At 76.5% G+C, this 4,065-nt stretch carries 3 protein-coding genes; all 3 read right to left on the reverse strand.

Annotated elements, in window-relative coordinates:
- Positions 1-97 precede the first annotated feature (97 nt).
- On the reverse strand, positions 98-1,342 hold the full coding sequence (locus ABD160_RS02800) for a glycosyltransferase family 4 protein (protein ID WP_344018013.1): 1,245 nt from the start codon (positions 1,340-1,342) through the stop codon (positions 98-100).
- Positions 1,343-1,735: 393 nt separating this feature from the next.
- Positions 1,736-3,253 carry a 1,4-alpha-glucan branching protein domain-containing protein gene (locus tag ABD160_RS02805; RefSeq protein WP_344018014.1) on the reverse strand — a complete coding sequence of 506 codons (1,518 nt, stop codon included), beginning with the start codon at positions 3,251-3,253 and terminating at the stop codon, positions 1,736-1,738.
- Complete coding sequence (locus tag ABD160_RS02810; RefSeq protein WP_344018015.1) at positions 3,250-3,990, reverse strand: class I SAM-dependent methyltransferase; 741 nt, start codon at positions 3,988-3,990, stop codon at positions 3,250-3,252. The genes ABD160_RS02805 and ABD160_RS02810 overlap by 4 nt, the downstream gene beginning before the upstream one ends.
- Between the last annotated feature and the right edge of the window lie 75 nt (positions 3,991-4,065).

The following is a 4,065-nucleotide window of genomic DNA, read 5'->3' on the forward strand; positions in this document are numbered from 1 at the left end:
CCGCCGAGATGCAGCTCAGCGGGCCGGAAAGATCCACAATTCCCGCTGATCTGCATCTCGGCGGAGGCCGGGGTGCGGCGTATGGGGGCGCGGCGGGTCAGGGGGTGCGGTCGAAGAGGTTCCCGGTGGGGATCTTCGGGCGGGGGAGGTTCTGCGGCGGGCCGGGGCGGGCCGCGGCGTAGATCTCCGCGGTGCGGGCGGCGATCGTCGGCCAGGCGAAGTCGGTGCGAAGCCGGGCCCTGGCCGCCCGGGCCCGGCGTCGCGCGGCGCGCGGGTCGGACAGCGCGCGGTCGACGGCGTCGGCGATCCCCGGGACGTCGCCCGGTTCGAAGCCGAGCCCCGTCTCGCCGTCCCGGACGACCTCGCCGAGCCCGCCCGCGGTCGACGCGACCAGCGTGGCCCCGACCGCCGCGGCCTCCAGCGCGACGATCCCGAACGGCTCGTAGCGGCTCGGGAGCACCACGGCGTCGGCGGCCCGGAGCAGGGCGGTCAGCTCGGCGTCGGGCAGGTGGCCGAGGAACTCGACCGAGCGCCGGACCCGGTGCTCGGCGACCCGCGTCCCGAGCATCTCCTGCTGGGTGCCGGTCCCGGCGACGAGCAGCCGGGTCCCGGGATGCCTGCGCCGGATCCGGGGGAGGGCGGCGATCAGGTCCTGCACGCCCTTCTCGTACTCCAGGCGTCCGAAGTAGACCAGCCGCGGACCGGTCCCGGCGGGTGCCGGCGCGGTGGCCCGGGAGCGCCAGCGGCGCAGGTCGATGCCGTTGTGCACCACGTGGATCGCGCCGGCGTCGAGGTCGTGCAGGGCGGACACCTCGGCGCGCATCGCGGACGAGCAGGTGATCACCTCGTCGGCGCGCTGCGCCAGCCACCACTCGGTGGAGTGCACCTGCCGGTTCAGCGGCCCGGGGAGCCAGCCCGAGTGCCGGCCGGCCTCGGTGGCGTGCAGCGTCGCGACCAGTGGCACGCCCAGCACGTCGGCGAGCGCGATCGCCGGGTGCGCCACCAGCCAGTCGTGGGCGTGCACGACGTCCGGACGCCAGCCCGGCAGCAACGAGGTCAGCGCGTGCCGGAGCAGGCCGTGCCCCATCGCGAGGGTCCAGGCCACCATGTCGGTGCCGAACTCGAGATGCGGCGGGTCCTCCGCGACGCGCAGCACCCGGACGCCGTCGACGGTCCCGTCGCTGCTCGGATGGGTGTCCGCGTCGGTGCCCGCGGGTGCCCGGGACAGGACGACGACGTCGTGCCCGGCGGCGGCGAGCTCCCGGGACAGCGCGTGCACGTGCCGGCCCAGCCCGCCGACCACGACCGGCGGGAACTCCCAGCTGACCATCAGCACCCGCATCAGGAGATCCTGGCAAACGCCGTACCGGCGGTTACCCCCGGGTACGAGGGGCGCGCCGGTCCGCGCACCCCGGCCCGGTCGAGGCACCGTCTGCAACGGGTGCGATGCCGTGGCCGGGGTGCGCGGAGCGGGGCCGGCGCGAACGCAGAGTGCTGGTGGCGCCGCTGCCGAGGCGCCGGTTGGCGCCGACCGCGGGGGTCAAGTCGGGCTGCCGCACCGCGTGTTCGTCGGCGCACCGTCTGCAATGGGTGCGATGTGGCGGTAGGGGTGCGAAGCGGCGCGGGGGGTGCGGCGTGTGGCCGGGGTGGGGTGCGATGCGGGGCCGGGGGTGCGGCGTCTGGGCCGGGCGGGGAGCGTGCCCGGGCGAGGCACACCCCGTTGCCCGGGAACGGCTCAGGGGCCGGCGAGATCCCGGGCGTCGACGTGCCCGAAGGTCGGCACCGGCACGTCGGTCCACCGCTCGGTCCGTCGCTCGGCGGCGCGCCGCCGCCCCTGCCGCAACAGCGCCGACAGCTCGGCGACCCGACCGGCGTGCATCGAGGCGCGGGAGCGGGCGTAACCGGCGGCCGAGTCCTTGGTGACCATGAACGCCCAGTCGCTGGACAGCGCGTGCAGCGCCTGGTCGACGAGCAGATCGGCCAGCGGGTCCCGGACGTCGGGGCGCAGCATCGGCCCGGTCTCCGGCCACACGGTGTCCAGCCCGGCCAGCAGGTCGTGCTGGACGTCGTCGCCCAGCGCCACCAGGTCCGACACCTGCGGCCCGGCCCACACCCGCCAGTCCTTGCCGGAGCCCCACGAGCACTCGGGCAGGGTGACCGGGTCGCCGACCAGGCCGTCGTCGATCGCCCCGCCGAGGGTCCGGACGTCGACGCCCGCCTCGGGCAGCAGCCGCAGCACCGCCGCCAGCCAGTCCGGGCCCTCGTGCCACCAGTGCCCGAACAGCTCGGTGTCGAACGCGGCGACGGTCAGCGCCGGCCGGCCGGTCGAGGCGCGCAGCGACCGCAGCCGGGCGACCACGGTGTCGACGAAGTCCCGGGCGTCGCGCTGCACGGCCTGCGCGGCGAGTTCCGGCGAGTACGGCTTCTTGCGCTCCGGCGGCACCCGGCGGCCGGTCACCCGGGCCGGCTTCAGCCCGGACGGGTGGTCCCAGGTGTGGAAGTCGCGGTACTCGGGCGAGCCGGGGTAGCCGCGGCGCGGCGACCAGACCCGGTAGGTGATGTCCAGGTCGCGCCCGACGCACAGCACGTCGGAGCCGCCGACCGGCCGGGCGAGCGCGGTGTCGCCGCGCAGCGCGGGGCCGTCGACCAGGAAGCGTCGCACCCCGGCGGAGGCGTAGTCGTCCTCCATCCCGGGTGCGTAGCCGCACTCGGGTGCCCAGATCCCGGCCGGTCGTCCGCCGAGCCGCAGTGCGTGGTCGGCCAGCCCGGCGCGCAGCGAGAAGGCCCGCACCCGGGGGCGCAGCAGCGGCTGGAACGGGTGCGCGGCCGGCCCGCCCAGCAGCTCGACGGCGCCGGAGTCGCGCAGCGCCCGCAGCACCGGCGACCCGCCGTGCCGCCAGTGCGCCTCGAACTCCGCGGTGGCCGCGGTGGACACCCGGTGCTCGTGCGCGGCGAGATCGGGCAGCCGGCCGGCCGCCGAGTGCGCGCGCAGCGTCCAGCCGCCGAGCCAGTCGTGCACGCCGCGCAGGCAGTACGGGTCGTCGAGCTGCGCCGCCAGCACCGGCGTGATCCCGAGCGTGGCGAGCTGGCCGCGCCCCTCCGCGGCGAGCTCGCGCAGGGTCGCCACGACCGGCAGGTAGGACTGCGCCCACGACTGGTAGAGCCACTCCTCGCCGACCGGCCAGCGCCCGTGCCGGGCCAGCAGCGGCAGGTGCGAGTGCAGGACCAGGCAGAAGGTGCCGACCGGGGTCACCGGCGGACCGCCGCGACGAGCAGGTCAAGCGAGGCGTCGAGATCGTCGGTGCGCAGCTCGAAGTCGGTGCTGCGCACGGCCGCGACGTCGGCGGCGAGAGCGGCGGGCCACGGCTCGCCGGACAGCGCCAGCCGGGTCTGCGCCTCGATCAGCCCGCCGTGCCGGGCGTCGGCCGCGCGCAGCCGGGGGCCGTGGTGCAGCCCGTGCACGACGACGTCGTCGAACCCGGCGTCGACGACCAGCCCGGCCAGCTCCGCCGGGTCCAGCTCGCGGGTGTGGAACGGATTGAGCGGGGTGTCCCGGCCGGGGGAGAAGGTGATCCGGTTGGGCGTCGACACCAGCAGCGTCCCGCCCGGCCGCAGCACCCGCCGGCACTCGCGCAGGAACCGCTCCTGCTCCCACAGGTGCTCGATGACCTGCAACGACACCACGACGTCGATCGAGCTGTCCGGGACCGGCAGCGCCACCAGGTTGGCCCGGGACACCGCCACCCGGGGATAGCGGGCGCGGACGTGCGCGACGGTCGCGGCGTCGTAGTCCAGCGCGAGCACCCGGCGTGCCGTCCCGGCGAGCAGGTCCGCGCCGTAGCCCTCGCCGCAGCCCGCCTCCAGCACGACGGCGCCGGTGCAGCGGTCCGCGATCGCCGTGTAGACGATCTCGTGCCGCCGGAACCAGTAGTTCTCGACGGCGATCCCGGGGACGGTCCGCTCACCGGTGAGGGGCAGGCTGCTGGTCACCCGCCGACTCCATCACGCCGCGGCGGGCGCCACCCACACCGGGGCACCGGCCCGGTCGGACGTCGAGCGTTGCGA

Origin of the sequence: Pseudonocardia kongjuensis (genome assembly GCF_039526905.1) — a bacterium.
In the GTDB taxonomy this organism is placed as follows: Bacteria; Actinomycetota; Actinomycetes; order Mycobacteriales; family Pseudonocardiaceae; genus Pseudonocardia; species Pseudonocardia kongjuensis.